Annotated in this window: 1 pseudogene; it reads right to left on the minus strand. The window is 42.4% G+C overall.

The window, feature by feature from the left end:
- Positions 1-290: pseudogene (locus tag C1G53_RS11220) on the minus strand (cardiolipin synthase); the annotation flags it as partial.

The raw sequence follows: 290 nt of genomic DNA on the forward strand, positions 1-290 counted from the left end.
CATGTCTAGGCAGACTCGTTTGGCTACCTCATCTCCATCAAATGGATTCTCGCCATACGGAAGGAAGAAACCTTCGGCATCAACGGTTTCCGTCTCTAAATCTTTATGCGTTTTGAGGTATTTTAGGTCATCTGTCTCTGTCTTTTCATTGTAATTCCACATTTGAAGGAACATCAACGTAAAGTTTGCAACAGCTTCTCCCCTAATCATAATCGCTGCGTCTTTCCAGTAACCAAAACGCACTTTCTTGTTGATGTATTCATCTGCGATATTAATGCCGCCGGTAAAGG

It is taken from the genome of Streptococcus suis, assembly GCF_002960445.1.
In the GTDB taxonomy this organism is placed as follows: domain Bacteria; phylum Bacillota; class Bacilli; order Lactobacillales; family Streptococcaceae; genus Streptococcus; species Streptococcus hyiners.